Consider the following 26,215-nt stretch of genomic DNA (forward strand, 5'->3'; position numbering starts at 1 on the left):
TTGACTGTTTTCAACGCTCAAGGAGCACAACGCATGAACCAGCCAGGCGTGCCAGCCGGCCAACACCGCCCTGCAGGGGACCGCAAGGTCACCATGTACCGCAACGGTTCCATCTATACGGCCGCTGACCCTTTTGCCACCGCCATGGTGGTGGACGGCGATACCGTCGTCTGGGTGGGCTCCGAGCAGGCCGCCACGTCCATTGCTGACTCGTCCATGGAGATCATCGATCTCCGCGGCGCCCTCCTTGCACCCGGTTTTGTGGACTCGCATGCGCACCTCACGGAAACAGGCCTTGCCCTTTCCGGCGTGGACCTTGCCACAGTGCGTTCAGCCAAGGAATTGCTCGACGCCGTTGCCACCGCCGCTGGCAACGGCACCATTGTGGGGCACGGTTGGGATGAGACAGCGTGGAGCGACTCCTCGCTGCCCACCATCGAAGAACTCGATCGCGCAGGGGCTGGACGGCAGGTCTACCTCTCCCGCATTGATGTCCACTCAGCCCTGATTTCTTCATCTCTGGCCGCAGCTGCCGGGCTGAAAGGGGTGGACGGGTTCTCCGGCGGTGCACGGGTGGTGCGTGCAGCGCATACTGCAGCGCGCCTGACGGTCAGGCAGTTCCCCGAAGCGGAGCGTCGTGGACTCCAGGAACGCGCCCTCAGGGAAGCGGCGTCCCATGGCTATGTGGCAATGGCCGAAATGTCAGCACCCCACATCTGCGGCCCGGACGACCTGCGCCTGGCAGCGTCGTGGAACGACCTCGGCGGCAGCCCTGAAGTGCTTCCGTACTGGGGAGAGCTGGCCTCGTCTGTTGAACACGCCGAGGAAATTCTGGGCGGTCTGGGGACCAAGGTCCTGGGCCTCGCCGGAGACCTTAACGTCGACGGTTCGCTTGGTTCCCGAACAGCTGCCCTCTTGGATGACTATTCCGATGCGCCCGGGAACCGCGGCAGCTTGTACCTCCCGGTCGATGATGCAGCCAGACACCTTGTTGCGACTTCCCGGCTGGGCATCCAGGCGGGCTTCCATGTCATTGGCGACGCCGGCCTCGCCGCTGTTCTTGAAGCCTTGGACGTTGCCGCAGCTGAGGTAGGGGAGCAGCGGATCCGGGCCGCGGGCCACCGACTGGAGCACGTTGAACTGGCCGATCAGTCCGCCATCGACAAACTGGCCAAGTACTCCATCACTGTCAGCGTGCAACCTGGCTTCGACGCCGCGTGGGGCGCTCCAGGCGGGCTCTACGAGCAGCGTCTTGGAGGTCGAAGCAAGGTTATGAACCCCTTTGCATCCTTCTACGCGAGCGGTGTCCCCATCGCCTTTGGCAGCGACAGTCCTGTCACGCCCTTGCGGCCATGGTCCAGCGTTCGCGCCTGCCTGGAACACAGCAACCCGGAACAACGGATATCCGCCAGGGCTGCGTTCCTGGGACATACCCGCGCCGGCTGGCGTGCCGCGAAGCACCGCAACCCCCTGATGGGCCAACTGGTGCCTGGTGCACCCGCCAGTTTCGCTGTGTGGGAAGTCGAGGAGCTGATGGTCCAGGTGGCAGACAGCCGCGTCCAGTCCTGGAGCACGGATCCCCGGGCCCGGACACCGCTGTTGCCTGCACTGGATACCGGCAGCGACCCCCGGTGCTTGCAGACTGTCCGTGAGGGACAGGAGCTGTTCGCCCACGAGTCGCTCCGGGTTTAGGGGAATCAATTTCCGGTCCTCGATTGCCCTGCTGAACTGGGTCGATGCCAGGATCCGCAGGTCACCGGCCGGTTGACAGCGTGGGGGGAGTCCGTAGCATTGAGGCTCAACGGATGATCAGCCCGGGGGCGAAAGCCACGGTTTGACGGTCCGGTCGCGACCGGAGGACATTCATGGTGGCGGCAAACAGGTGGGCAGGTCCGCAGCGACCCAGAAAACAGTTCGTTCGGGACTCAGTTGCCCGGCGCTACTGGACCTGGGCTTGTGGACCTGCCCGCGGCATGCGGCCTCCGGCACCTCCGCCTGTGTCCCAGGCCACAGCCGCCCAAGGAGTGCGCCGCGGCGTCCTATAATGGAGAGTTGCGCCAGAATGCCAGCCGCCACGGCTGGCCCGGCACACTGACCGCTCCATCAAGGAAAGGCCTCTTCTTGCGTGTCCTGACGATCATTCCCACCTACAACGAGCTCGAATCGCTCCCGGTAACCTTGGGGCGGCTGCGCGCAGCAGTTCCCGAGTCCGATGTTTTGGTGGTTGACGACAACAGCCCTGATGGTACCGGACAGCTTGCCGATGAGTTTGCTGCCACGGACCACCAGGTTCACGTGCTGCATCGCAAGGGCAAGGAGGGCCTTGGTGCGGCCTACATCGCCGGCTTCAAGTGGGGGCTCGCCGCAGGGTACGACGTCTTGGTGGAAATGGACGCCGACGGTTCGCACAAGCCGGAACAGTTGCCGTTGCTGCTGGATGCCGTCAAGGACGGAGCCGACCTCGCCATGGGCTCACGCTGGGTCCCCGGTGGCAGCGTGGTCAACTGGCCGCTCTACCGCCAAGCCATTTCACGTATCGGCAGCACCTATGCCCGCATCATGCTCGGCGTGAAGATGAAGGACGTCACCGGCGGCTACCGCGCCTTCAAGCGCAGCACCTTGGAGGCCCTGAACCTGGATGAAGTCGAGTCGGTTGGCTACGGCTTTCAGGTGGACCTCGCATGGCGGGTGGCCAAGCTTGGCCTGCGCATCGAGGAACGCCCCATTACCTTTGTGGAGCGGGAGCTTGGTGCATCCAAGATGAGCGGCAACATCGTGGTGGAAGCCATGATCAACGTCACCAGGTGGGGACTGGCCGCTCGCTGGGCAAAGCTCACCCGCAAGTCGCCTGCCACGGCAAAGTAGTCCTCCAATAGACAAGTAGTTTCTCCAACAGAAAGGCCGGGCCTGGTTCCCAAGGGAACCAGGCCCGGCCTTTCTTGTCTATTTTTTCTTGTCTGGGTTGCAGACTAAGCGGAGCGGCGCTCTCCACGGCGCTCACGCAGAATGTTCAAACGATCCTCCAGGATCTGCTCCAGCTCAGGCAGGCTGCGGCGTTCCAGCAGCATGTCCCAGTGGGTACGGACGGCTTTCTCGTTGGCGTCCACAGGACGCTCGCCATCAACCAGAAGAGCTTCCTTGCCGGTCTTGGAAACCCAGACCGGGGGAATCTCGGCCTCGGAGGAGAAGGTCACGAAGACCTGTTCGCCGTCCTCGCAACGGTACTCGACCCGCTGGCGCGGTGCCGGTTCAACGCCGGATTCGGTTTCCATGCTTTGGGCGCCAAGACGCATACCCCGCAGGCTGCGATCGCTCATGATTACTCCCTCTGTCTGTACGCGGAGCAGGAACCCCGCGCTGGCCGTAAGCCGTTTTCACGATCCTTACGGACTACTTCTGCACACCTTGCATCACTAATTGCAACGCCTGGCCAAGCTTTTATGTTCCATCCACGCTGAACCAGCCGGACAAATATCCCATTATACGCGGAACATCTCCTAGTACTCAAAAGCCGCGACACGCAACGAGCGGCCAGCCGCAGTGGCTGACCGCTCGTAGCGCCGTAACCTTTGGTTATTCAGCAGGCCTTGCGTGCTCCGCGGACGCTGTGGGAGCGGAAGCCTTGCTGTCGTCGTTGCCGCCCAAGAGGCCAACGGGGGAGTCCCCGTTGTTCCCGCCGAGGGCGCCGCCGATGCCTTTGAGCGCCTCGCCGACTTCGCTGGGAATGATCCAGAGTTTGTTCGAGCTTCCTTCGGCGATCTTCGGGAGGGTCTGCAAATACTGGTAAGCAAGAAGCTTCTGGTCCGGGTTGCCCTTGTGAATGGCATCGAAGACCTTCTGGATGGCTTGGGCTTCACCGTCGGCGCGGAGGATGGCTGCCTTTGCATCACCCTCAGCTGCGAGAATGGCCGCCTGGCGCTGGCCTTCGGCAGTGAGGATTTGCGACTGCTTGGTACCTTCGGCGGTCAGAATGGCCGCACGACGATCCCGCTCTGCGCGCATCTGCTTTTCCATCGAGTCCTGGATGGAGTGGGGCGGATCAATCGCCTTCAACTCCACGCGCGAGACACGGATTCCCCAACGGCCCGTGGCTTCGTCAAGGACGCCACGGAGTTGACCATTGATCTGATCGCGCGATGTGAGCGCTTCTTCGAGGTTCAGCCCGCCCACCACGTTACGGAGCGTGGTGGTTGTCAGTTGCTCGACTGCCTGGATGTAGTTGGCGATCTCATACGTAGCCGCCCGGGGGTCAGTGACCTGGAAGTAGACCACGGTGTCGATCGAGACCACCAGGTTGTCCTCAGTGATGACCGGCTGCGGCGGGAAGGACACCACTTGTTCGCGGAGGTCGAGGAGCGGCAGGAGCCGATCAACGAACGGGATCAGGATGGTCAGGCCCGGGTTCAGCGTGCGTTGGTATTTGCCGAGCCGTTCAACGACGCCGGCGCGGGCCTGCGGGATGATCCTGACCGAGCGGACCAACACTATGATGACAAAAATAACGAGAACAATCAGCACAATTGCTGCTGCTGTTCCTCCTAAGCCGTCCATACATCTCCTTCGTTCCCCAATTGCGTGGTTTGATGCGGCGGTCCGGCCACGTTGCCGAACCGCGTGAGTTCAAGGCGCGTTGTCAGCGCGGGCTGTTTTCGGCAGGCGAGGTGACTACCGCCGTCGCGCCGTCGATTTTGGTGACCTGAACTGTGGCTCCGGCATCGATGACTCCGGCGGTGCTGCGGGCGCTCCAGACGTCGCCGCCGATTTTGACGAGTCCACTGGTGCCGCTCACGGCTTCGATGACGAGAGCCGGCTGGCCAATCAGCCGGTCGATGTTGGACCGCTGTTCTTCGGGACCCTTGTGCAGGTGCTTCAGCGCGACGGGCCGCACGAAGGCGATCATGAGGAGGGAAACCACGCAGAAAATGACGATTTGAAGCCAGAAATCCGCGCCGGCAAAATCAGCTACCAGCCCGGCGAGGGCTCCTCCGCCCAGCATGATGAAGAAGAGGTCCAGGGTGAGCATTTCCACCACTGCGAACGCGAGGAAGACCGTGAGCCAGAGCGCCCACCAATTCTCGCCGAGCCATTCGAACATCATTTCCCCCTTGGTCCCGGATCCCGCGTGCGGGATCACAGTCGCTGTTCTTCCATCCTAGCCCGATGCGCAGTCCCACGTCAGGACACGGTAAACACGTTGCTCCGGAATTTCGCCGTGGTGGCCACGGTACCGGCGGGATCGTCCACTGGTCCCTGGTCCCGGAGATGGTGGCCGGCGGGACCCATGTACGCGAGGTCGCCCATTTGCGGGGCGGTCAGCTCCAAAGGCACGTCCAGGCCGTACACCGCAGTGGGACTGAAATACCCCTTCATGGTCTCAACCAAGCGTTCCTCTTTGCCCTCCTCGATGCCCAGCATTCCCGTCCTGGCAGCAACCTCGGCAAGATGGCCCGGTCTGGGTGTCACCACGATCAGTTTGCCGCCGGGGCGGATGACCCTCGCAAACTCGGCTGGGTTGCGCGGGGCAAAGACCACCATGACCACGTCCACCGAATTGTCGGCCACCGGCAATGGACGCCAAATGTCCCACACGAGGTTTGCCGCCTGGGGGTTAAGCCGGGCCGCCCTGCGGAGCGCGAACTTGGAGATGTCCAGGCCGATTGCCGCAGCCCCGGATTCTTCGATCACTGAATGGAGATAGTGCCCGGTGCCGGTGCCGGCATCCAGCACCACCGCGCCGGGAAAGCCGAGCGCCCCTGCCGCTTCTTCTGCGACTGCGGCGGCCAAAGCAGAATAGTGGCCTGCGTCCAGGAATCGGTGACGTGCAGCCACCATGTCGGCAGTGTCGGCTTCAAAGACTGTGCCTTTGCCCGTCAATAAGTTGAAGTAACCCTGTTTGGCGGAGTCGAAAAGGTGCCCGGACCCGCAGGCCAGCGTCCTCTGCGGATCTTCCCTCAGCTGGAGCGCCCCTTGGCACAGGGGACAACGGAGGGCAGCGACGGCGTCGGACAACATGGCTTCAATCCTACGGCTGGACGGAGTGTCAGGTGCCGCGCACCGGGCTCCCGGGCTAGGCTCACCCTCGTGAAACCCGAGCAACTGCCCCTGCTGAACTCCGTGTCCGCCCCTGCCATCCACCCGGACGGGACCAAGGCGGTGGTTTCTGTCACCAGGCCCGATTTTGACGCTGACACTTATGTTGGCCAGTTGTGGACGGTCCCCATGGACATCACCAAGCACCCGCGCCGAATTACGCGCGGTTTCAAGGACAGTTCGCCGGCCTTCTCACCCGACGGCCTCGTCTTGGCTTTCCTCAGGAGCGATCCCGACGGCAAGCCGCAACTGTTCGTCGTGGAGGCTGCCGGCGGCGAACCGCAACGGATCACGGATCAGCACACTGGAGTGGCGGGCTTCGTGTGGGCACCCGATTCGCACCGGATTGCTTTCCTGGCCCGCGTCCCGGAACAAGGGCGTTACGGAACGGTGGACGGTGTGACCTCCGGCGGCGAGGATGCCCGACTGCTCACAGCGAACCAGTACAGAATGAACGGTCTGGGTTACACCTCCGATCAGCGCCAGCATCTCTTCGTTGTTGAGGTTCCGGAGTTGGGCGGTGAGCCTGCAGTAGCGCCCCGCGGGCGGGCGGCCCACGAACAGCCGGCACCTGCGGCGCCCGGCATTCCAGCGGCCAAGCAATTGACGTTCGGCGATTCAGACCATGAGTCCCCGTGCTTTTCTGCCGACGGCTCGCAGCTCTATTTCGTGGCTGCGCTGCATGAAGGGCACGACGACGATCTTGTCACCTCTGTTTACAGGGTGGACGCCGGCGGAGGTGAGCCGTCCGTCGTCGAACCATCCAACGCCGGTCTTCAAACCGTCACCGGCGTCCGCGCCTCCTTGGACGGACGCTGGCTCTTCTATACCGCCCAGGATCTGGGGATGACAGGCAAGGACTTCGTTGCCCGAAACGGCGTCCTCCACGTCATGCCGGTTGGAGGGGGAGAAGCAGCAGCCCTGACGGATGGAGAACACCTGGACGTTTCAGGGCCTTTGGAACCGAGCGGACCTGCCAGCGTGCTTGTCCTGAACACGGCCCTGGGCAGCGTTGAACTGCTTGACGTTCCCGCCGATGGCGAGATCATGCCGCTGGTTCATGGTGCCAGGGTGGTCATTGGTGCAACGGTTGCCGCCAACGGTGAGATCGCTGTGAGTCTCTCCGACGCATCAACCGTGGGCGACGTCGCTTCCTTGGTACGCGGGGAGCTGCGCTTGCTGACCGATTTCTCAGCCGCACTCAGGAACAATTCGCGGGTCAGTGAACCCTTGGATTTCGAGGCCACATCCTCTGATGGGCATCCGGTGCATGGCTGGCTGGTCCTGCCGGACGGTCCCGGACCGCATCCGGTGTTGCTGTCCATCCACGGTGGTCCGTTCGCCCAGTACACCGGATCATTCTTCGATGAAGCGCAGGTTTACGCTGCTGCTGGATACGCAGTGGTGATGTGCAATCCGCGTGGCTCAGCCGGTTACGGCCAAACGCACGGCCGCGCCCTCAAGGAGCGCATGGGAACTGTGGACATGCAGGACGTGCTGGCGTTCCTGGACGCGGCCCTGGCCGCCCATAGCGCGGTGCTGGACAAGGACCGGGTGGGCATCATGGGTGGTTCCTACGGGGGTTACCTGACCGCCTGGACCATCGCCCACGATCACCGCTTCAAAGCTGCGATCGTGGAACGCGGCTTCCTGGACCCGGTCAGCTTCGCGGGGTCCTCTGATATTGGCTGGTTTTTCGGCAGTGAGTACACCGGTGGCACTCCTGAGCAGATGACGGCCCAGAGTCCCATGGCAGTTGTAGGTGCGGTCGAAACCCCAACGCTGGTGGTGCACAGCGAAAACGACCTTCGATGCCCCATCGAACAAGGGCAGCGCTACTACTCACACCTGAAGGCCCGGGGAGTTGACACCGCTTTGTTGGTGTTCCCGGGCGAGGACCACGAATTGTCCAGATCCGGGACGCCGCACCACCGGAGGCAGCGCTTTGACCACATCCTTGGCTGGTGGGCCCGGTACCTGCCTACTGCATCGAATCACGTGGAGGCTTAGGGGTCCGCTTAGCCTGGGGTGGGCCGTCAGCGCAGGAAACCCAGGCTCCGGCGTGCATCCTCGATCTCAGGCGAAGCCCACCGGGCTGAGTGCTCCGCATTGCTGGACAACGACCTGATTTCGGCACGGTCCAGGTACAGCGTGCCGAGGAGGTGGTCCGTCTCGTGTTGCACAATGCGCGCCTGCCAGCCTGAGAACCATTCCTCGACAGGCTCACCCGCGGTTGTAGCGTAGCTCAGCTCTACATTCCGGTGACGGGTCACCACTGCCTGGTAACCGTTGACGGACAGGCAGCCCTCATAGAAGGAGGCCGTCTCCACCCCCAGCGGACGGCACTGCGGGTTCACTATGGCGAAAAACTCCATATGCTCCCGATGCCGCACCGCGGCGGATGCGGGGTCGAGATCGTACTGATCCTCCAGCACGGCCAGCTGCAGGGGGATGCCCAGCTGGGGAGCAGCCAACCCGACGCCGGGAGCGTCATGCATAACCCCGCGCATCCGATCCACCAAGGCCATCAGTTCAACATCGTCCAGCTGGCCATCGTACGGTGCAGCGAGTTGGCGCAGCACGGGGTGTCCGGCCTGGACGATCGGGGGAAGTTCTTCCGCATCGAGCAATCTGCGGACAGCGTCCCGGATCTGGGTGGGGTTCAAGTCCGTGGCTGGGCTCGCGGCCTCGTGATGAGGTTGATGGTTCATGGCACGAGCCTATCGCCACGGGTGTGCGTTGCGTTGGGCTAGGCTCGACGAATGACCGATTCATCTTCTTTGGACCGTGTACTCGGGTTCGTCAGAACTGTTGAAGCCGGCGGTGGAGCTGCTGAGCTGCGGCCTTACCTTGCCGAGGACTTTCAACTCACTGAGTGGCCCCACGCCTTGTCCAAAACTGGTTCCACAAGGAACCTGCAGGACACTCTGGCCGGCGCCGACCACAGCAAGGACATTGTTGCCGATCAGCGATTCGAGGTAGTCCGCAGCACCAGCGAAGGTGACCGCGTGGTCCTCGAGATGAACTGGTCCGCCACGCTGCTCCTTGACCTGCCGCACTGGGACCGTGGCGATACCATCAGGGCCAGGAGCACAGCGGTCTTTGAGCTGCGGGACGGGCTGATCGTCAGCCAGGATACGTACGACTGCTACTACACGACGCCGGATAGCTAACGCATGGTGAAGCGCCGTTCCACCAGCCCTGCTATCGAAGGAAGCCCGAGCACGCCGGCGAAGAACCTGTTCCGGGCTTCCATGACCGACGATGGCAACGGCCTGCCCAGCGCCATGTTGAGCCCGGCCTGACGCGAAGCGCGTTGGGCTGCCTTTCTGCGGGACCTCTCGAAGTGCTCCAGCAGCCGCCCTACGTCGGCCCCACCCAATGAAGCATCCATGATGGGTGCGAGTGCCGCAGCGTCCAACCAGCCCAGATTCATGCCTTGACCACCGATCGGGCTGATTTCATGGGCGGCATCGCCGAGCAACACCACCCGGCCGTGGACCATTCGTGCCGCAAGCCGGGACCGCACCTCGAAGGCACTCAGCATGGTGTTGCTCCGGGCGTCCGGCACTTCGCCCGTTCTGGCGCCGATCAGCTCAGCCAGCCCGGCCGCCGTCGTGCCCTTGTCCGGTGACCCCATCCTCACCACCCATCTGCGTACCCCGCCCGGCAGCGGAAACGACTCCACAATCCCGGCCGGTTCCAGATAGAGGACGGCATCCGTGCCGTGAAGGGTGGCATCAGCGAAATCGCCCATGATGTAGCAGTCCGGATAGCTCCGTGGCGGCAAATGCGGCAAAATCCTTTGGCGGATCGCGGAGTGCGCCCCATCAGCGGCCACCACCAACCGCGCGCGGAACTCGAGGCTGCCGGCGGCTGAATCCGCCGCGACACGGACGGACCTGAAGTCATCCACCACTTCCTGGACATCCGCGCCGCGGACGATCGCCGCGGAGTCCAAATCCATGACGGTCCTCTCCAGGACCTTTTCGGTGACCGTCTGCGGTACCGCAAGGATGAACGGGAACTCGGGGTCGCCGTCGAACGCCAGCCTGGCAACCATGCGCCCCTGGCTGTAGGCAACGCCCCGGTGGATATGGACGCCGGCGGCAACCAACTCTTCGGCAACCCCGGCGCGGGCCAGTTTCGACAACGCCGGCGGATGGATACCGATGGCCCGCGAACTGTCACTCCGGCTGGACCTCCGTTCCAGGATCCGCACCTGATGCCCCCGTTGAAGCAACAGGGCTCCCATGAACAGTCCCACGGGTCCGGCACCGACGATCACAACGTCAAACATTTTCTGCCCTTGGATCAAAGGCCGTGCGCTCCTTATGGACCAGCAGGTGGTGCCATGGGCCGTTTGCCTCGACCCGCCAGCCCTCCGGAACGGTGGATTCCAGTTCCGGGGCTGTGTAGCTGCGTTTGATGGACACCAAGCCGTCACCCCAGATGTAGGAGCCCACGCCCAAGGGCCAGAAGCCGACCATGAACAGCAGGTAGGAGAGGTTACTGCGTTTGAGGTCGTTGTGGAGCACGAGGCCGCCGCTGAGCGCCTCAGAATCGCGGAGGACACCGGCGATTTGCCCGGCATCCAGGTGGTGAAGGATGTGGTTGGAGATGACGAAATCGAAAACCAACCCTTCTGCTACGAGCTCGGAACTGTGTGCTTGACGGTACGTGACACCCTCCATCGCGGGAACCTTCGAGGCAAAGGCAAAAGCCCTGGCATCGGGATCGATCGCAGTCACCGCGAGGCTGAAGCCATCCTTCCGGGCCCACCCGGCGAGACTCCGTGCCACGTCACCGCTGCCGCATCCAATGTCCAGAAGCGACGCTGCACCCTTGGCAGCCAACACCGGCCTGATCCTGTGGCGGTAGGTACTGTGCCACCTCGACAGAAGCCTGTTGACCACCAGAAACCTGGCATAGGTCCGGGTGAGGCGATCGGGGTCGCAGTCAGCCTTGTCCATCTCCTCCACGGACGACAGATCCCTCTTCTGAAGGGACCCCCAAGGACTCACAGATCGGGGGAGACCAGCGTGAAGAGGCCCGTCTCCACCGTCAGGCCCGGCCCGAACGCCATGGAACAGATCCGTTCCTCGCGTTCGGTGGCGGCCTGGCCCAGCATGTACTTCAGGACGAAGAGCACCGTGGCGCTGCTCATGTTGCCGTATTCACGCAGCGTCTCCCGAGCCGGAATCAACTGCTCCTGGGTCAGTTCCAGCCTGGACTCCACCTTGTCCAGGATGCTGCGGCCGCCCGGATGAATGGCCCAATGGGTGATGTCCCGGTAAGGGAGTCCGGCCAGCTCCGGCTCCCTGGCGAGGAGTGGTTCAAGTGCGCCCGTGATGTGTTCCTCGATGATGTGGGGAACGTAGGAGCCCAGCACCATTTCAAATCCTTCGTCGCCGATATTCCAGGCCATGGCTTCCTCGCCGACAGGGGTAAGAACCGTTTCGAAGTGATCCAGCCTGATAACCGGTTCAGGGCCTTCTGGTTCCCGTGCCGTCACGATGGCGGCCGCGGCACCATCACCGAAGATGGCTGAACCCATGATGGTGTCGGGATCGTTGGACGTGCGGACGTGAAGGGAACAGAGTTCAACACAGATCACCAGGACTACCGCCTCGGGATCGGCAACACAGAACTGCTTGGCGGCTTTGAGGGCAGGAAACGCGGCGTAGCAACCCATGAAACCCAGGTGGTAGCGCTGAACGGCAGGGTTCAGGCCCAAGGCCCTGACAACCTTGTAATCGGGGCCCGGGTTGAAAAAGCCCGTACAGGACACTGTGATGACGTGGGTAATGTCATCGAGGTCGATACCGGAAGCTTGGGCAACCGCCGTCTTTCCGGCCTCCACAAACAGCTTGGTGGCTTCGGTAGCGAAAATTTCGTTGCGCACCTTGGTGCTGGGGCTGAGGACCCTGTTGGTTTCGGGGTCGAAAAACTTTGGATTCTCCGGGTGGGCATCAAGGCTGAGTTCGGCAACGGCCGTGTAGCGGGTGTCGATTGCTGCTGAGTCGAAACAGGTGGTGACCAGGCGCGTTCCCAATCGTGTCAGGCCTGGTTGGGAGGCGAAGACTTCGCGGGCCTGCTGCTGGACGAGGATTGTTGGCGGAACTGCGGTTTCAAGGGACCTCACGTATACCGGCATGCTTCATTCTTAGCGAGTAAACGGTGGAAGACAATGGCAGAATCGAACTTACTGACCGAGGTTGGTCACGGATAGCCAGGCGACGCCGACGGGGGACTGTTGGGCAGCGCCGCCCCACAGATGGAGAAATGATGACTATTGCCGCGAGCACTGACACGGAGTTTCCCGAGTCGCATGTCGCAGACACCCACGATCTCATCAGGGTCCAGGGTGCGCGGGAGAACAACCTGAAGGACGTCAGCATCGAGATTCCCAAGCGCCGGCTCACGGTGTTCACGGGTGTCTCCGGCTCAGGAAAGAGCTCCTTGGTTTTCGCCACGATCGCTGCAGAGTCGCAGCGCATGATCAACGAAACATACAGCGCTTTCGTCCAGGGCTTCATGCCCTCGCTGGCCCGCCCCGACGTGGACGTGTTGGAAGGCCTCACGACGGCGATCATCGTTGACCAGGAGCGCATGGGCTCCAACCCCCGTTCAACAGTTGGCACCGCCACGGACGCCAACGCCATGCTGCGGATCCTCTTCAGCCGCCTCGGCCAGCCGCACATCGGTTCACCCAACGCCTACTCTTTCAACGTCCCCACGGTGAAGGCCAGTGGAGCCATCACAGTAGAGCGCGGCGAGGGCAAAACCAAGACAGAGAAAGCAACGTTCAACCGCTTGGGCGGTATGTGTTCACGCTGTGAAGGCATGGGGTCCGTCAACGACTTCGATCTCACAGCACTCTACGACGACACCAAGTCGCTCAGCGAGGGCGCGCTCACCATTCCCGGTTACACCATGGATGGTTGGTATGGACGGATCTTCAGCGGTTCCGGGTTCTTCAATATGGACAAGCCCATCGCCAAGTTCACCAAGAAGGAACTCCACGACCTCCTGTACCGTGAGCCCACCAAAATCAAGGTGGAGGGCATCAACCTCACTTACGAAGGCGTCATCCCCAAGATCCAGAAGTCGATGCTCAGCAAGGACGTGGACGCCTTGCAGCCCCACATTCGCGCCTTCGTTGAGCGGGCCATCACGTTCACTACGTGCCCGGAGTGCGAGGGCACCAGGTTGAGCCCCGAAGCGCGGTCTTCCAAGATCAACGGCAAGAGCATTGCCGATGTCTGCACCATGCAGATCAGCGACCTCGCCGGCTGGATCCGTGAACTCCATGAGCCCTCGGTGGCGCCCCTCCTGAAAGGACTCCAGCACCTTTTGGATTCTTTCGCGGAGATCGGCCTCGGCTATCTCTCGCTCGACCGGCCTGCCGGCACACTGTCCGGGGGAGAGGCGCAGCGTACCAAGATGATCCGGCACCTGGGATCCTCCCTCACTGACGTGACCTATGTTTTTGACGAACCCACCATCGGACTCCATCCGCACGACATCGAACGGATGAACCAGCTGTTGCTGCAATTGCGGGACAAGGGCAACACCGTGCTGGTGGTGGAGCACAAGCCCGAAACGATCGCGATCGCCGACCACGTGGTTGACCTTGGCCCCGGCGCAGGAACCGGCGGAGGCTCCGTCTGTTACGAGGGAAATCTGGAGGGTTTGCGGGGGAGCGACACCATCACCGGGCGACACTTGGACGATCGTGCTTCGATCAAGGATTCTGTGCGTTCCGCTTCCGGCCGGCTGGAGATACGGGGAGCCTCAACGAACAACCTCAAAAATGTCGACGTCGATATCCCCTTGGGGGTTCTCTGCGTCCTCACCGGCGTGGCAGGTTCTGGCAAAAGCTCACTGATCCATGGTTCGGTGGCGACGCGTGAGGGCGTGTTGGTGATCGACCAAGGCGCCATCCGCGGCTCGCGCAGGAGCAACCCCGCCACCTACACCGGACTTCTGGAACCCGTCCGTAAAGCCTTTGCGAAGGCAAACGGTGTGAAGCCGGCGTTGTTCAGCTCAAACTCGGAAGGTGCATGCCCTACCTGTAATGGCGCCGGTGTCATCTACACGGACCTCGGAGTCATGGCGACCGTGGAGTCCACCTGCGAGGAATGCGATGGAAAGCGATTTCAGGCCTCAGTTCTTGAATACAAGCTGGGGGACCGCAATATTGCAGAAGTGCTTGCAATGTCTGTGGATGAAGCCGAAGTCTTCTTCAAGGAAGGTGAAGCCAAAACGCCGGCGGCCCACAAGATCCTGGACCGTTTGGCGGATGTTGGCCTCGGCTATCTGACCCTTGGTCAGCCGCTGACAACTTTGTCCGGCGGTGAGCGCCAACGGCTGAAGCTGGCCACCCAGATGTCCGAAAAGGGTGAGATCTACATCCTGGACGAGCCGACCACCGGTCTGCACCTGGCCGATGTACAGAACCTGCTGGGAATGCTGGATCGCCTGGTCAAGTCGGGCAAATCAGTCATTGTGATCGAGCACCACCAAGCTGTGATGGCGCACGCTGACTGGATTATCGACCTGGGTCCAGGGGCCGGGCACGACGGCGGCACGATCGTTTTCGCCGGAACGCCGGCTGAGCTTGTGGCCGGGAAGTCGACGCTGACGGGCAAGCACTTGGCCGCTTACGTGGGCGCCTGACAACTCCAAGCGCTGCGGGTCGGCATAGTCCATGCCCGGCCCGCAGTTCCGTTGCGGCCATCTTCCTGACATCTTTCCGCTCAGTGGACGCCTGAAGTCGCAGTGTCCCACTCAATGTGATGCCGATACACCCAGTCGAAGTTGTCCTCCGACTTGCGGGCAATGCCGCGGAAGACCGCAGGCAGGACCAGGTCCTCGAAAACGCGCTTGAACTGGCCGCGGATCTTCGGCGCCGCATTCCTGCGGCCCCATTCCACGACCGCTTCCGCCCGCGTGCGGCGTTCGTTCTCATATCGCGCCAGCGCCTCCGGTATTGACACCGACTCCAGCCCTTGGAGCGAACGACCCAGTGTGACTGCGTCTTCGATTGCCATGGATGCGCCCTGCCCCGACGACGGCGAAGCTGCGTGGGCGGCATCACCCACCAGAACAAGCCTCCCGCGCTGCCAGCGCGGAATGCTGGGGAAATCCGAGGTGGTGTAGGGCCTGATGATGTCATCCGTTGCGGTGATGATGGCTGCCATGATGGTGCGGTCCCCGCCGACGAGCTTGGTCAACCACGCCTTTCGGGCCTCGGCGTCCAAGGTGGCGGGATCTTCAGAGGTCCGTTGCAGGGGGTTGGCAAACCACCAGGTCCGGCCGTCGGGATCCTGCATGTAGCAATAGAAGCAGCGCTTGCCGAAAACCATCTTCATCCGCCCGGCTTCGACGTCCAACAGGCCAGGCGGCAGAACTCCCGCAGGGACGATGCCGCCCGTGTTGAGCAACGGAATGTTCCTTGGTTCCGGTGATTCGGGGTAAATCAGCGTTCTGACCCGTGAGTGGAGGCCATCGGCACCAACCACGATGTCTCCATGCGCAGTGGTTCCGTCGTGGAAACCGGCCCTTACGCCGTCGGGCATTTCCTCCACTTCGGTCAACCGCTTGCCGTACTCGATGCGGATGCCCCGCCGGCCCACTTCTTGCCGCAGCATGCTGTACAGCTCGGATCGAGTCATGGTCCGGGCGGTGGTGCCGTCAGGCAAAGACCCTCCGTAGTCGAAGTCAACGAGGTGTTTACCGTTGCTTCCCAAGTACATGGACATCAGGGGAGTGCTGAAACCCAAATGGCCCGCCGCGGCTTTGAGCCCAAGAGTGTCCAGGGCATCGAAACCGTTGACGGCCACGGTCAGGAACCCGCCGATGCCATCCGACGGCTCTCCGTAGGCCTCGAAGATGACGATGACCGGCCTTGTGCATCGCTATCCCACTTGAGAGTCCCGCAATACCGGCACCAACGATCATGCAGTTCAGCATCAAGGCCTCCAGATATATTTCGTTCGGTCAAACGAAATATATAGCCATGACTCTGGGTGGTCAATCCTTTCGGAATCACGAAATATCTTGCTAGCCTCGGTGAATGCAGTCAGACAACGACCTGGACGCCCGAAAGGCCCTGCTCGAAGCTGTTTACGCCTCCGGAAGGGAGCTCTCGACGGCGGCCGTCATGTTCCACACAAAGCTCTCCGAACTCCGCGGATTGTCCGCAACGGAAGGCAAAGCCATAGACATCCTGCTGCGGCTTGGACCCATGACGGCTGGAGAATTCGGCCAGCACTCGGGCCTGGCGCCAGCCTCGGTGACCGGGCTCATGCAGCGCCTGGAAAGCAAGGGAATAGCCCGCAGGGTCAGACATGACGAGGATAAGCGGAAGGTCCTGATAGAGCTGGTCGGCGATCAAGTTACTGCCGCAACGCCATATTTTGTCGACTTCATGAATGGACTAACAGCCTTGCTTGAGGGCTACAGCGACGAGGAATTGCGCATCATTGCCGACTACTCAGCCAAGGCCGCGGAAATCCAAAAGAACGCGGCCGCACGCTTGGGGAGCTGAGTGCGATGAGGCTTGGACGTACCCCCTTCCCGACGCTTGGTAATAACGCCGATAATCTACATTATGTAAAGTAAGTGTCTTGGGGTCCTCCCCGATCGTCCACACCCAACAGCATCGCGGCTTGACCCCACACCTCTCTTCAGTTCGCAGCAAACTTCGAACCAATGCGGCCAGCGCTGGGCTGACGTCAGGACATGGCGCGCCAGCCCTTGTTAGAGGAAATGGCCGTCTTCGCCGCACTTGACCCTTGCTGCAGTCCTGCTAGTATCGAAAAAACGAAGGCATGTCCTATCAAAAGAACAAAGGGTGACATACTCGGCTCGTCGTACGTAGTGGCGGAGCGGAGGTGAGCCGGGAACGCGGGGAACATTCAGTGGCGAATCAACTTGGTCTGAACATCGACCGATCCTCCCCCGTACCCCTTTACCATCAGGTTGTCCAAGGCATCGAAGCCGCGATCCACAGCGGCCTCCTGGAGCCCGGAAGCCGGTTGGATAACGAAATCGATCTCGCAGCGCAGCTCAACTTGTCCCGGCCCACCATGCGTAAAGCCATGGATGAACTGGTCCGTTCCGGCCTTCTGGTCCGCAAACGGGGCGTAGGGACCCAGGTGGTCTCCAGCCAGGTCCGCCGGCCGCTGGAGCTCTCAAGCCTGTTTGACGACCTCACGAACAATGGCAAGAAACCCACTACGGAAGTACTGAGCTTCTCCCACATGGAGGCTGACGCGCCAACTCTGGCAACTCTGCAACTCCCGGCCGGTTCCAAGGTCTACCACTTCACCCGCCTGCGCAAAGTGGGCGGAAAGCCGTTGGCGCTGATGGAGAACTGGGTCCGCGACGACATCGCCACCATGGACGAAGCCATGCTTGCGGCAGAGGGCCTCTACTCGATTTTGCGCAGAGGCGGAGTGAACTTCCGCCTGGCCACGCAGCGCATCGGCGCCATGATTGCCAATGACTATCAGGCACCCCTTCTGGAAACCGACGTCAACTCTGCTTTGGTCACCATGGAACGTACCGCAGTGGACGACACCGGACGACGGGTCGAAACCGGCCATCACGTCTACCGCGCCGACTCCTACAGCTTTGAAATGACTCTCGTACAGCGCTAAACGCAAAGGACTCCCCTGCCATGACCAATTGGGTCTACCCCCTGGGCACTGCCGCCGACGGCGACTGGGATATTTCACTCGGAACCTCCGACTCCGCAACGGTGGTGGACGGCTGGGCCCATACGGGCCTGAAGGTCGCCACCCTCACCGCGGGCACCGCCGTCGAACTTCCGGCGGACAGTGAGGAACGGATTGTGGTTCCCCTCAATGGATCGTTCACTGTCACGGTGGACGGCGTCGAACACCCCCTTGCGGGACGACCATCCGTATTCAACGGGCCCAGTGACGTCTTGTATTCAGGCATAGGCAAAGCAGTCACCATCAGTTCGTCCGACGGCGGCCGCGTCGCCGTCGCCACCGCCCCGGCACAAGCCTCCTACCCAACGCGGCTGGTTATGGCTGCTGAGACGCCGGTTGAATTGCGTGGGGCCGGCAATTGCTCACGGCAAGTCCACAATTTCGGGACACCCGCAGCTCTGGAAGCAGACCGTTTTATTGTCTGCGAGGTCATCACCCCCGCCGGCAACTGGTCCTCCTATCCCCCGCATAAGCATGACGAGGAGAAGGACGGAGAAACGCACCTCGAGGAGATCTACTATTTCGAGACCCAGGTTGCCGCCGGCTCCGGCGCTCCCTCCGACGCGGATGCCATTGGCTACCAGCGGGTATATGCCTCTGATGAGCGCCCCATCGATGTTTCGGCAGAAGTCCGCACAGGTGACGTAGTCCTGGTCCCCTACGGCTGGCATGGCCCCGCCATGGCTGCTCCGGGCTATGACATGTACTACCTCAACGTGATGGCTGGCCCCGGACCGGTCCGCGAATGGCTCATCAGCGACGACCCCCACCACGGCTGGGTTCGGCAGAGCTGGGACGGCCAGGACATCGACCCGCGGCTTCCGTTCGGGGTTTGATCCGGCCGGTGGCCTTTCGCTGCGAAAAGAAAGCCTCCTCCTGAATCCGTTGGATCCTGGAGGAGGCTTTTTTGTTCGTCAGAACGTGACTGTCAAAGCCACCTTAACCGGTGCTCCGGTGACCAGCGATTCCTGGGCCGCGTCTGCCACCCGGGATGCTGCCACGGCATCTTCCGGCGTACACGGGTTCTCCCGCTCGCCCAGAATCAACTCAACGAATGCCGCCATTTCGGAGCGGTATGCCTGGTCAAAGCGCTCGGCAAAGGTCTGATGCGGATTCCCTGCCGGGAAGGTGACACCCGGTTCAGCCGAAACCATGGCGGTCTCCGGGTCCAGGCCCACCATGACTGAATTCTTGGAACCCTGGATCTCCAGGCGGACGTCGTGGCCTGCCCCGTTGTAGCGGCTTGCCGAGACCGTTCCCATGGTGCCGTCGTCGAAAGTGACAACAGCCAGTGCCGTGTCGACGTCGCCCACATCGCCAATGGCCGGATCACCGTTGTTTGATCCCTTCGCATACACCTCAACAATTTCCCGGCCTGTCAGCCAGCGGAGGATGTCGAAATCGTGGACCGAGCAGTCGCGGAACAGACCGCCGGATGTCGCCAGGAACTCCACGGGCGGCGGCGTCATATCGCAGGTAACGGCACGCAACGAATGGATCCACCCCAGTTCTCCGGCCTGATAGGCGCGTTGTGCTTCGAGGTAGCCTGCGTCGAACCGGCGTTGATGGCCGATCTGCACCACGCCGTTGTTGTCCCTGACGTAGTCCAGCACCGGAAGCGCGTCAGCGACGTTCATTGCCACCGGCTTCTCGCAAAAGACCGGAATGCCAGCGTCCACTCCGGCCCGAATAAGCTCGGGGTGTGTCCCTGTTCCAGTTGCTATGACCAGGCCGTCCACACCGGAGGAGATAAGGTCCGCGACCGTCGGCACAAATTCAGCGCCGAGGTCCGCCGCGACCGCCCTCGCGTGGTCAGCGGCCACGTCAGTGAGGCGAAGCCGGACCGTGACACCTTTGTTGCCAAGGCCTGCGTTCAACGCAGTGATGTTGTTCGCGTGCATGACGCCGATGCGTCCCACGCCGACCAGGCCGAGAATGATGTCTTTCATGATGTTCCTTCCGGGAAAGTACTGCTACAGGATCGGGGTGGGCTGAGCCGGCACGTCGCCTTCGCCAGGGAACACGATTCCCAGCTGGAGGCGGATCTCGTCAGCGACTTCAAGTGTGCGAATGGAATCTGCGAGCCTTCTTTGGCTCGCCTGCAGGCCACCTTCGGCAATGGTGCGGGCCACGGCTGCTGCCTCGTAGTGCAAGCCTTCAAAATGGCCGGCTGCTGCTTCGTCGTAACGAAGTCGGGTCCCCTCGGGAAATCTGACCTCGAACGCGCCAGGCATGTTGAAGGGGCCTTCAATCACCAGAGTGGCCTTCGTACCAACAATCGATGCTGCGGTGGGCGTTAAATTGTGCAGGTGGGTGTTCACGGTTGCCTGCGCACCCCCGTCGAAGATCATGATGGCTGACAATTGAGCATTAACCCCTGTCTCGTGGGGCTGCCCCAGTGCATGAAGCCGGAGCGGACTGCCCAACACCTCCGTGACCAGCGCCAGCGGGTACGTGCCGAGGTCAAGAAGGGGGCCTCCGGCCAATTCGGGATTGAAGATGCGGTGGGAGGGATCGAAGTGCTCACCATACTCGGCAACAACGGTAGTGACGGTACCGAGCGTTCCTGCCTCCAGGAGTTGCCTGATCACATCGAATTTCGGCAGGAAGAAGGTCCACATGGCTTCGGCGGCAAACACTCCCGCGGCTCCTGCCCGCGAAGCAATGTCCCTCGCCTGGTGGGCATTGAGCCCAAGGGGCTTTTCGATCAGTACGTGCTTTCCGGCGTCGATCGCCAACACCGCTGATGCGTAATGCGCGGTGTGGGGCGTGCACACGTAGACAATGTCCACGTCCGGAGCGGCGGAGAGTTCCTCATAGCTGCCATAGGCGGCAGGTACGTTGAATGACTCCGCAAAGGCTTTCGACCGGCTCAGCGAACGGGATCCGACGGCGGTTATCACCTGCCCGGTATGCGCCAGGACAGATTCTGCGAACCGTTCGGCGATCCACCCCGGTCCCATGATGCCCCAGCGAAGGGCCGGAGCATCCCGGGATTCCGGAACGCGGGACTGCGGGAGCAAAGCATGCATCATGAGTAGCTGACTTTCGTCGAGGCGCCGTTGCTGTGCAGTGATTGGATCATTGCCTGCGCAACGAGGGCAGCGTTGAGTCCTTCCTGCGCGCCCGCCAATGGCGGCTTCTCTCCGTTGGCAAGTGCGGAGATCCAGGCCTGCAACTGGATCCGGTACGCGTCGGCGAAACGGGGGCGCCAGTCAGGCGGGATGACCCGCTGCTTTGTTCCGTCCTGCTCGATTCCGAGCAGGGAGGTGTCCTGCAACGCCGTGGTTCCCAGCTCGGAGACCACCTCGCAGCGGGTGGTGTAGCCATACCGGGCATTGAGAAAGAGCTCCAGCGTGGTGAGTGTTCCATCTGCGGTACGAAGTGTCATGAACGACGGATCCTGCAGCCCGTCTCCTGCGTTTCGGGTGCTTTTTCCTGCCTGCCACGAAACTTCCGCAATGCGCGAGTCCAAGAGCCAGGGAATGATATCCAGCTCGTGAATGGCCGAATTGGTAATGGCGGATTCCGAGGTGGTTCCGGGTGCTGCGGAAGCATTGCGGCTGATGCAATGAACCACCAGGGGCTCCCCCTGCAACCTCTCCTGCACGGTTTTCCGGAGTGCCACGTAGCCCGGGTCAAAGCGCCTCATGAAACCAAGGGAAAGAAGCGAGCTTCCCGTTGCGGCAACCATGTCGGCGTCGGCAGCCACGACTTCCAGACTTTCCAACATTGTTGGTGCCAGCGGCTTCTCGCACAGCACCGGGGTCATCGCCTCGAAGCACTCCAAAACCAAACCGGCATGCGTGGAATCGTGCGAGGCAACCACCACGGCGTCCACCACACTGGAGTTGATCAGTTCTGACGGGTCCGTAGTGACGCGTGCGGAAGCCGGCGCCGCCGCGGCGGCGCGTTGGGCGTCGAGATCTGCCACAAAAGTGACTTCGGCTCCGCCGATGGTGGTGGAGAGGTTCCTGATATGGTCCGCGCCCATGATTCCGGCGCCGATGACGCCTACCCGGATCGGCATGGTTTTCCCTTCTGATGTGTGACGTGAGACCCGCCTGGATGGAGTGCACAGCGACGCGGGGTGCTCCGGAACAAGCTCCGGAACACCCCGCCACCGGCTCGCGTCAGGCGTGTTTCGGGCCACCGGCGTTCACGGTATCGTCGACGTCGGCTACCTCGGCCTTGACCGCTTCGACGACGTCGCCATGGCCACCCAACTGCTCCAGCTCGTGGGCGAGTTCGGCAAGCTCTGCACCGCCGGCCATCTGAGCAGTCAACTCGTCCAGGGTGATGTCCTTCTTGTCGTAGTAGCCAATCGATTTGCCGCGTTTGAGCAGCAGGAACCGATCACCCACGGGGAAGGCGTGGTGCGGGTTGTGGGTGATGAAGATGACGCCGAGGCCGCGGTCGCGGGCCTGGAGGATGTAGCGCAGCACCACACCTGACTGTTTGACGCCCAACGCCGCAGTGGGCTCGTCCAGAATGAGGACTTTCGCGCCAAAGTACACGGCACGGGCAATCGCGACACACTGGCGTTCACCGCCGGAAAGCTGACCAATAGGCTGCTCCACATCGCGCAGGTCAATGCCCATCTCGGCCAGTTCCTTGAGCGTGATGGCCTTCATCTGTTCAACATCCATGCTCTTGAACGGTCCGAAGCCCTTGGTGAGCTCCGAGCCAAGAAAGAAGTTCCGCCAGATCGGCATCAACGGAACCACTGCAAGGTCTTGGTACACCGTTGCGATACCCGCATCCAAGGCATCACGGGGGGAACCAAACTTTCGTTCCTCCCCCATGATGTTGAGCTGGCCTTCGTCATGCTGGTGGAGGCCGGCGATGATTTTGATCAGCGTTGACTTGCCCGCGCCGTTATCGCCCAGTACGCAGGTCACACGGCCGTTGTCCACGGCCATGGTGACGTCGCTCAGCGCGATGATGTTGCCGTAATGTTTGCCCACTCCTTCCAGGGAGAGAAGGTGCACGGGTGTGTGGGTCAGGGGGTCGCTTTCGTTCTTAAGCAGTGTTTCCTGGTCGATTGCTTTGGCATTCATTTCCTTGGCCCCTTACTTGAGTTCCGCGCGGCGCTTGACGATGAGGTTGACGATGGTGGCGAGCAACAGCATCAGGCCCAGGAAGAACTTGAACCAGTCCGGGTTCCACTGTGCGTACACAATCCCCTTGTTGGCCATGCCGAAGATAAACGCGCCGATAGCGCCACCCACCGCTGAACCGTAGCCACCTGTGAGAAGGCACCCTCCGATGACTGCGGCGATGATGTAGAGAAACTCATTGCCCACGCCTTCGCCGGACTGCACCGTGTCGAAGGCGAAGAGGTTGTGCATGCCCAGGATCCAACCGCAGAAGCCAACGCCCATGAACAGACCAATCTTGGTGGCCTTGACCGGGACACCAACAGCCCGGGCGGCATTCGCGTCACCTCCAACTGCGAAGATCCAGTTCCCTACCCGGGTCCGCATGAGAACCCAGGTGGCGACCGCTACGAGGGCGATCCAGATGAAAACTGTGATCTTGACGTCGATGCCCGCGATGTTCACCGACGAGGCGAAGACCCCACGTGCGGTGTCGAAGCCGTCCATGTTCGAGATGGATGGTGAGGAGACGGAGCCACCTATCAGCCGGGTCAAACCCAGGTTCAGGCCGGTCAGCATCAGGAACGTTGCGAGGGTGACGATGAAGCTCGGGAGCTTGGTCTTCATGAGGATCCACCCGTTGATGAAACCGATGGCCAGTGAAACCAGCAAGGCCAGGATCACACCGACCCAGACGTTAGTGCTGAAGTACCAGCTGAACATCGAGGCAGTCAGGGCCGAAGAGATCACAGCGACACCTGTGGAGAGGTCGAACTCTCCACCGATCATCAGAAGTGAGACTCCAACCGCCATGATTCCGATGGTTGAGCTTCCATACAGCACGGTGGCGAGGGCGTTGGGTTGGGTGAACGTCGGGGAGACCAAAGCAAAGAAGATAAAAAGTACGATGGCGCCGACGAGGGCACCAACCTCGGGCCGCCCGAGCATCTTTTGCAATGGGCTGCGGCGTGCGACCCGCTCATCAAGGGCGGGAGGAGTGAGCTTTTGAGTGATGGTCATAATAATTCTCCTTGTTGCCGGGCCGGCCGCGGGGCCGGCCCGGCCAACTGGCTGTTAGCGGATACCCTGTTCAGCGAACTTCAAGACGTCGGCAGCGTTGGACTGATCAACGATGGCCGGCCCGGTGAGCACTGACTGGCCGCCACCGACCTTGAAGCCGCCGCGCTTGTTCTGCCACAGAGCATCCACGGCTCCGTAGCCCTGGAGCCACGGCTGCTGGTCGACAGTGAACAGGACACTGCCATCGGCAACCTTTTGGGCGAGTTCCTTATTGAGATCGAAGCTCGCCACCTTTGCCGAACTCCCGGCCGTGCTGACTGATTTCAACAGCGTCAGTGTGATGGGAGCACCGAGGCCGATGATGACGTCGGCATCCTTGGAGGCCTGCAGTTTTGCGGTGGCCGTAGACTCCACCGATGTCATATCGGCTCCGTTGACGTAGAGGATCTCCGTCCCTGGGACTTTAGCCTTAACACCTGCGCACCGGGCTTCCAGTCCGACGTGCCCTTGCGCCTGGATCACGCATACCGGGTGTTTGTAGCCGCCCTCTGCCAGGCGCGTACCCACTGCCTCGCCGGCGAGCTTTTCATTTGAACCGAAGTGCGTAAACGCCCCAAGCTGCGCGGAGGCCGCCTCGCCGGCATTGAAACTGACGATCGGAATGCCGGCGTCCGTTGCCTTCTTCAGTGCATCTTTGAGTGCATCCGGGGTGGCAAGCGTTACGGCGATGCCGTCCACCTTTTGATCCACGGCCTGTTCAATGAGCTGCGCCTGCCGGCCGGCCTCCGGATCGGAGGTGTACAGCAGCTCCACATTGTCCTTCGCCGCGGCTTCCTCGGCACCCTTCCGTACGGTGTCCCAGAAAGTGTCACCCGCGGGTGCGTGGGCAATCAACGCAATCTTCATCCGCTCCGTGGTGGCCACCTGGCCTCCCCCACCGGCGGAACCAGCCTCGGGAGCCCTCCCGCCGCCACTCGAACAAGCACTCAGAGCCACCATCGGCACAACTGCCGCTACCAGTGCTGCTTTGCGCCACGAAAAACCAGTCACCATAATCTCCTTTGATCCCAGGCCCGGGCCGCCACCTTGCAGCCTCCGGAGCACCGTCTACGTTTGATCATGGTGACTTGGCTCACGAATGTCAATAGTTTGTCCTGACATTAGTATGTTTGGACGTGGCGGACCCAAATCTCAATGCCTGACGGACGGTACAGCAGTTGTTCCCCTGACAACCAAGGCAGGATCGATCAATTTTCTGTGGGGGCCCGGGGCGTGGCCCTGGATTCGATCCAGCAGCACCCGCGCCACCTCCATGCCCACCAGGTCGCTGCGGTTATCCACGGACGTCAGCTCCAAAAAGCGCGACTTTGCCAAGGATGAATTGTCGTAACCGACCAACGAAATATCCTCCGGCACCGCCAGGCCGCGGGACTTTATGGCGCCGAGGGCGCCCAGCGCCATAGTGTCGTTGGCAGCGAAAATCGCCGTAATGCCAGGATGATGGTCTAAAAGCCAGCACGCGGAAGCGTAGCCGTCCTCTTCCGAAGTACCTCCCTCCTCCCCCGCAACCACCAGATCCATACCGGCCTGCCGGGCGCGCCCCTGAAAACCTGCCCTTCTGTGGGCAGCGGCACCACCCGATCCCGAAAGGTGTCCGACGCTGCGGTGCCCGAGGCGCAGAAGGTGGTCCGCGGCCATGGCGCCGCCACCGTCGTCGTCGTTGGTTATCAGGCTTACCTCCGCCGGCACGCCATGACGCCACCCGGCCACGACCGTGGGAACCACCGTGCCGCCCAGCACGCCTGCCCCAGGTTCCGCCGCGATGACCAACCCATCAACGTGCATCGCAAGCAAGCCATCGGCAGCCTCCTTGATGCGGTCTTCACCCGGACGCGAGTCAGCGAGCATGACTTGGAAGCCCGGCTCCGTCAGGATGGATTCCATACCGCGCAGCAGGTCAACGAACCAGAGGTTGCGATAGTCATCGATGACGAGCCCGATACTTTTGGTCCGGTTGCTCGCGAGCGTGGTCGCCGCCCGACTGGGGCGGTATCCCAGCTCCGCAATGGCATTCCGGACCGCCTCGCGGCGCTTGTCACTGACCCGGTCAGGATTCTGCAGGACCAGCGAAACCAACGACGGCGAGACGCCTGCCGACTTTGCGACATCGTAAATAGTTGGTCGTCGCGCCTGGGGAATGCGTGGATTCATGAGGCATACCCCCCACGGGCGTGGTCGTCGATCAGACGATGATTGACA

The 26,215-nt window shown here is 61.8% G+C and carries 24 protein-coding genes; 8 read left to right on the forward strand and 16 right to left on the reverse strand.

What is annotated here, in order from left to right; all coding sequences use genetic code 11:
* Positions 1-33 precede the first annotated feature (33 nt).
* Together AB4Y77_RS04885 and AB4Y77_RS04890 are read left to right on the forward strand one after the other, a co-directional pair.
* Positions 34-1,692 (forward strand): amidohydrolase, encoded by a 1,659-nt coding sequence (locus AB4Y77_RS04885; RefSeq protein WP_442013130.1) that lies wholly within the window; start codon positions 34-36, stop codon positions 1,690-1,692.
* Positions 1,693-2,121: 429 nt separating this feature from the next.
* Positions 2,122-2,865 carry a polyprenol monophosphomannose synthase gene (locus tag AB4Y77_RS04890; RefSeq protein WP_311213370.1) on the forward strand — a complete coding sequence of 248 codons (744 nt, stop codon included), beginning with the start codon at positions 2,122-2,124 and terminating at the stop codon, positions 2,863-2,865.
* A gap of 104 nt (positions 2,866-2,969) precedes the next feature.
* Here AB4Y77_RS04890 and AB4Y77_RS04895 read toward each other — a convergent pair whose 3' ends face one another.
* The 4 genes from AB4Y77_RS04895 to AB4Y77_RS04910 all read right to left on the reverse strand — a co-directional run bounded on the left by AB4Y77_RS04895 (position 2,970) and on the right by AB4Y77_RS04910 (position 6,012).
* The gene (locus AB4Y77_RS04895) at positions 2,970-3,317 is read right to left on the reverse strand and encodes an RNA polymerase-binding protein RbpA (RefSeq protein WP_011774875.1); all 348 of its coding nucleotides are present in this window, start codon (positions 3,315-3,317) and stop codon (positions 2,970-2,972) included.
* Between the two features lie 256 nt (positions 3,318-3,573).
* Positions 3,574-4,551, reverse strand: a complete 978-nt coding sequence (locus AB4Y77_RS04900; protein ID WP_442013131.1) for an SPFH domain-containing protein — start codon at positions 4,549-4,551, stop codon at positions 3,574-3,576.
* 82 nt (positions 4,552-4,633) lie between these two features.
* On the reverse strand, positions 4,634-5,095 hold the full coding sequence (locus tag AB4Y77_RS04905) for an NfeD family protein (protein ID WP_311213385.1): 462 nt from the start codon (positions 5,093-5,095) through the stop codon (positions 4,634-4,636).
* A gap of 80 nt (positions 5,096-5,175) precedes the next feature.
* Complete coding sequence (locus AB4Y77_RS04910) at positions 5,176-6,012, reverse strand: methyltransferase domain-containing protein (protein ID WP_442013132.1); 837 nt, start codon at positions 6,010-6,012, stop codon at positions 5,176-5,178.
* 69 nt (positions 6,013-6,081) lie between these two features.
* Here AB4Y77_RS04910 and AB4Y77_RS04915 point away from each other — a divergent pair, with 69 nt between their 5' ends.
* On the forward strand, positions 6,082-8,100 hold the full coding sequence (locus tag AB4Y77_RS04915) for a S9 family peptidase (protein ID WP_442013133.1): 2,019 nt from the start codon (positions 6,082-6,084) through the stop codon (positions 8,098-8,100).
* A 26-nt stretch (positions 8,101-8,126) separates the two neighbouring features.
* Here AB4Y77_RS04915 and AB4Y77_RS04920 read toward each other — a convergent pair whose 3' ends face one another.
* Positions 8,127-8,801 (reverse strand): peptide deformylase, encoded by a 675-nt coding sequence (locus AB4Y77_RS04920; RefSeq protein WP_442013134.1) that lies wholly within the window; start codon positions 8,799-8,801, stop codon positions 8,127-8,129.
* 51 nt (positions 8,802-8,852) lie between these two features.
* Between AB4Y77_RS04920 and AB4Y77_RS04925 the strand changes: the two genes are divergently transcribed.
* A complete protein-coding gene (locus tag AB4Y77_RS04925; RefSeq protein ID WP_311213375.1) occupies positions 8,853-9,263 on the forward strand; it encodes a nuclear transport factor 2 family protein in 411 nt (136 codons plus the stop codon).
* On the opposite strand, the gene AB4Y77_RS04930 is transcribed toward AB4Y77_RS04925, so the two are convergent.
* From AB4Y77_RS04930 to AB4Y77_RS04940, 3 genes are read right to left on the reverse strand one after another with little or no spacing between them, the layout of a single operon-like run.
* Positions 9,260-10,390: an FAD-dependent oxidoreductase gene (locus AB4Y77_RS04930; RefSeq protein ID WP_442013135.1), complete on the reverse strand. Its 1,131-nt coding sequence runs from the start codon at positions 10,388-10,390 to the stop codon at positions 9,260-9,262. The genes AB4Y77_RS04925 and AB4Y77_RS04930 overlap by 4 nt on opposite strands.
* On the reverse strand, positions 10,383-11,114 hold the full coding sequence (locus AB4Y77_RS04935; protein ID WP_311213377.1) for a class I SAM-dependent methyltransferase: 732 nt from the start codon (positions 11,112-11,114) through the stop codon (positions 10,383-10,385). The genes AB4Y77_RS04930 and AB4Y77_RS04935 overlap by 8 nt, the downstream gene beginning before the upstream one ends.
* Positions 11,111-12,247: a type III polyketide synthase gene (locus AB4Y77_RS04940; protein ID WP_311213378.1), complete on the reverse strand. Its 1,137-nt coding sequence runs from the start codon at positions 12,245-12,247 to the stop codon at positions 11,111-11,113. The genes AB4Y77_RS04935 and AB4Y77_RS04940 overlap by 4 nt, the downstream gene beginning before the upstream one ends.
* 131 nt (positions 12,248-12,378) lie before the next feature.
* Between AB4Y77_RS04940 and AB4Y77_RS04945 the strand changes: the two genes are divergently transcribed.
* Positions 12,379-14,772: an ATP-binding cassette domain-containing protein gene (locus AB4Y77_RS04945; RefSeq protein WP_442013202.1), complete on the forward strand. Its 2,394-nt coding sequence runs from the start codon at positions 12,379-12,381 to the stop codon at positions 14,770-14,772.
* An 80-nt stretch (positions 14,773-14,852) separates the two neighbouring features.
* Here AB4Y77_RS04945 and AB4Y77_RS04950 read toward each other — a convergent pair whose 3' ends face one another.
* Positions 14,853-15,938: an FAD-dependent oxidoreductase gene (locus AB4Y77_RS04950; RefSeq protein WP_442013136.1), complete on the reverse strand. Its 1,086-nt coding sequence runs from the start codon at positions 15,936-15,938 to the stop codon at positions 14,853-14,855.
* Between the two features lie 233 nt (positions 15,939-16,171).
* On the opposite strand from AB4Y77_RS04950, the gene AB4Y77_RS04955 reads away from it, so the two are divergent.
* From AB4Y77_RS04955 to iolB, 3 genes are all read left to right on the forward strand, one after another.
* Positions 16,172-16,645 carry a MarR family transcriptional regulator gene (locus AB4Y77_RS04955; RefSeq protein ID WP_442013137.1) on the forward strand — a complete coding sequence of 158 codons (474 nt, stop codon included), beginning with the start codon at positions 16,172-16,174 and terminating at the stop codon, positions 16,643-16,645.
* Positions 16,646-17,018: 373 nt separating this feature from the next.
* The gene (locus AB4Y77_RS04960; RefSeq protein ID WP_311212877.1) at positions 17,019-17,759 is read left to right on the forward strand and encodes a GntR family transcriptional regulator; all 741 of its coding nucleotides are present in this window, start codon (positions 17,019-17,021) and stop codon (positions 17,757-17,759) included.
* A 20-nt stretch (positions 17,760-17,779) separates the two neighbouring features.
* Positions 17,780-18,673 (forward strand): 5-deoxy-glucuronate isomerase, encoded by an 894-nt coding sequence (iolB, locus tag AB4Y77_RS04965; protein WP_442013138.1) that lies wholly within the window; start codon positions 17,780-17,782, stop codon positions 18,671-18,673.
* A 78-nt stretch (positions 18,674-18,751) separates the two neighbouring features.
* Here the strand turns inward: iolB and AB4Y77_RS04970 are convergent, their stop codons facing one another.
* The 7 genes from AB4Y77_RS04970 to AB4Y77_RS05000 all read right to left on the reverse strand — a co-directional run bounded on the left by AB4Y77_RS04970 (position 18,752) and on the right by AB4Y77_RS05000 (position 26,167).
* Complete coding sequence (locus AB4Y77_RS04970) at positions 18,752-19,786, reverse strand: Gfo/Idh/MocA family oxidoreductase (protein WP_442013139.1); 1,035 nt, start codon at positions 19,784-19,786, stop codon at positions 18,752-18,754.
* A gap of 24 nt (positions 19,787-19,810) precedes the next feature.
* A complete protein-coding gene (locus AB4Y77_RS04975) occupies positions 19,811-20,872 on the reverse strand; it encodes a Gfo/Idh/MocA family protein (protein ID WP_442013140.1) in 1,062 nt (353 codons plus the stop codon).
* Positions 20,869-21,867, reverse strand: a complete 999-nt coding sequence (locus AB4Y77_RS04980; protein ID WP_442013141.1) for a Gfo/Idh/MocA family oxidoreductase — start codon at positions 21,865-21,867, stop codon at positions 20,869-20,871. Before AB4Y77_RS04980 ends, AB4Y77_RS04975 begins: the two co-directional genes overlap by 4 nt.
* 103 nt (positions 21,868-21,970) lie before the next feature.
* On the reverse strand, positions 21,971-22,897 hold the full coding sequence (locus AB4Y77_RS04985; RefSeq protein ID WP_442013142.1) for an ATP-binding cassette domain-containing protein: 927 nt from the start codon (positions 22,895-22,897) through the stop codon (positions 21,971-21,973).
* A gap of 12 nt (positions 22,898-22,909) precedes the next feature.
* Positions 22,910-23,956, reverse strand: coding sequence for an ABC transporter permease (locus AB4Y77_RS04990; RefSeq protein WP_311212883.1), 1,047 nt, complete (start codon positions 23,954-23,956; stop codon positions 22,910-22,912).
* A 54-nt stretch (positions 23,957-24,010) separates the two neighbouring features.
* Positions 24,011-25,006 carry a substrate-binding domain-containing protein gene (locus AB4Y77_RS04995; protein WP_442013203.1) on the reverse strand — a complete coding sequence of 332 codons (996 nt, stop codon included), beginning with the start codon at positions 25,004-25,006 and terminating at the stop codon, positions 24,011-24,013.
* A 141-nt stretch (positions 25,007-25,147) separates the two neighbouring features.
* A complete protein-coding gene (locus tag AB4Y77_RS05000; protein ID WP_442013143.1) occupies positions 25,148-26,167 on the reverse strand; it encodes a LacI family DNA-binding transcriptional regulator in 1,020 nt (339 codons plus the stop codon).
* Positions 26,168-26,215 lie beyond the last annotated feature (48 nt).

This window comes from Paenarthrobacter sp. YAF11_1, from assembly GCF_052113445.1.
Taxonomy (GTDB): Bacteria; Actinomycetota; Actinomycetes; order Actinomycetales; family Micrococcaceae; genus Arthrobacter.

Excerpts from the sequence above, each read along its gene's own strand:
- AB4Y77_RS04905 (WP_311213385.1), bottom strand. The coding sequence starts at position 5,095 with ATGTTCGAATGGCTCGGCGAGAATTGGTGGGCGCTCTGGCTCACGGTC.
- AB4Y77_RS04980 (WP_442013141.1), bottom strand. The coding sequence starts at position 21,867 with ATGCCGATCCGGGTAGGCGTCATCGGCGCCGGAATCATGGGCGCGGAC.
- AB4Y77_RS04920 (WP_442013134.1), bottom strand. The coding sequence starts at position 8,801 with ATGAACCATCAACCTCATCACGAGGCCGCGAGCCCAGCCACGGACTTG.
- iolB (WP_442013138.1), top strand. The coding sequence starts at position 17,780 with ATGACCAATTGGGTCTACCCCCTGGGCACTGCCGCCGACGGCGACTGG.
- AB4Y77_RS05000 (WP_442013143.1), bottom strand. The coding sequence starts at position 26,167 with ATGAATCCACGCATTCCCCAGGCGCGACGACCAACTATTTACGATGTC.
- AB4Y77_RS04900 (WP_442013131.1), bottom strand. The coding sequence starts at position 4,551 with ATGGACGGCTTAGGAGGAACAGCAGCAGCAATTGTGCTGATTGTTCTC.
- AB4Y77_RS04970 (WP_442013139.1), bottom strand. The coding sequence starts at position 19,786 with ATGAAAGACATCATTCTCGGCCTGGTCGGCGTGGGACGCATCGGCGTC.
- AB4Y77_RS04885 (WP_442013130.1), top strand. The coding sequence starts at position 34 with ATGAACCAGCCAGGCGTGCCAGCCGGCCAACACCGCCCTGCAGGGGAC.
- AB4Y77_RS04930 (WP_442013135.1), bottom strand. The coding sequence starts at position 10,390 with ATGTTTGACGTTGTGATCGTCGGTGCCGGACCCGTGGGACTGTTCATG.
- AB4Y77_RS04895 (WP_011774875.1), bottom strand. The coding sequence starts at position 3,317 with ATGAGCGATCGCAGCCTGCGGGGTATGCGTCTTGGCGCCCAAAGCATG.
- AB4Y77_RS04985 (WP_442013142.1), bottom strand. The coding sequence starts at position 22,897 with ATGAATGCCAAAGCAATCGACCAGGAAACACTGCTTAAGAACGAAAGC.
- AB4Y77_RS04975 (WP_442013140.1), bottom strand. The coding sequence starts at position 20,872 with ATGATGCATGCTTTGCTCCCGCAGTCCCGCGTTCCGGAATCCCGGGAT.
- AB4Y77_RS04990 (WP_311212883.1), bottom strand. The coding sequence starts at position 23,956 with ATGACCATCACTCAAAAGCTCACTCCTCCCGCCCTTGATGAGCGGGTC.
- AB4Y77_RS04945 (WP_442013202.1), top strand. The coding sequence starts at position 12,379 with ATGACTATTGCCGCGAGCACTGACACGGAGTTTCCCGAGTCGCATGTC.
- AB4Y77_RS04955 (WP_442013137.1), top strand. The coding sequence starts at position 16,172 with ATGCAGTCAGACAACGACCTGGACGCCCGAAAGGCCCTGCTCGAAGCT.
- AB4Y77_RS04910 (WP_442013132.1), bottom strand. The coding sequence starts at position 6,012 with ATGTTGTCCGACGCCGTCGCTGCCCTCCGTTGTCCCCTGTGCCAAGGG.
- AB4Y77_RS04940 (WP_311213378.1), bottom strand. The coding sequence starts at position 12,247 with ATGCCGGTATACGTGAGGTCCCTTGAAACCGCAGTTCCGCCAACAATC.
- AB4Y77_RS04925 (WP_311213375.1), top strand. The coding sequence starts at position 8,853 with ATGACCGATTCATCTTCTTTGGACCGTGTACTCGGGTTCGTCAGAACT.